This is a genomic window from Alienimonas sp. DA493 (assembly GCF_043951915.1).
Classification (GTDB): domain Bacteria; phylum Planctomycetota; class Planctomycetia; order Planctomycetales; family Planctomycetaceae; genus Alienimonas.
On the sequence record NZ_JBINJD010000348.1, the window covers coordinates 1 to 664 of the forward strand.

A 664-nucleotide genomic window follows, 5' to 3' on the forward strand; every position below is an offset into this window, starting at 1 on the left:
TCCGCCTGCTGCCCCGGACCGACCTCCCCGCGTTCGAGCGGCGGATGACGGAACTGCAGGCGGAACTCGCCGACGCCGCCGCGGAGGTCGACCGCTGCCGCGACGAACTCGTCTCCCGGGCCCGCCGCCGACTGGGCGACCTGTTCGATCCCGCCGACTATCCCCCGAACCTCGCCCCGCTGTTCGGGCTGTCGTGGGATCTGCCCGCGGTGGAGCCGCCGGACTATCTCCGACGACTGTCGCCCCGGCTGTACCGGCAGGAGTGCGACCGCGTCCGCCAGCGGTTCGAGCAGGCCGTGCAGCTCGCCGAGCAGGCGTTCGCCCAGGAGTTGGCCCAGTTGGTCGAACACCTCCGCGAACGACTCACCGGCGGCGAGAACGGCGGCCCCAGAGTGTTCCGGGATTCCGCCGTGGAGAACCTCACGGAGTTCTTCCAGCGGTTCCGGCGCCTGAACGTGAACAGCAGCCCCGATCTCGACGCCGTGGTCGCCGAGGCGGAGGGCTTGATGCGGGGCGTGGACCCCGCGGACCTGCGGGCGAGCACCGGCGTCGGTTGGTTGCAGGACCGCGTGCGGGAGGGCCTGGCCGGCGTGGCCGAGGCCCTCGACCCGCTCATCGCCGACGCCCCCCGCCGCCGCGTGCTGCGGAGCCCGCGATGAGCGGC

Annotated in this window: 1 protein-coding gene; it reads left to right on the plus strand. The window is 73.3% G+C overall.

Annotation, left to right across the window (positions count from 1 at the left end; all coding sequences use genetic code 11):
• Nucleotides 1-659 (plus strand): hypothetical protein (locus ACG2DA_RS22950; RefSeq protein ID WP_395259037.1); only part of this gene is annotated, 659 nt, incomplete at its 5' end.
• Nucleotides 660-664: the final 5 nt, after the last annotated feature.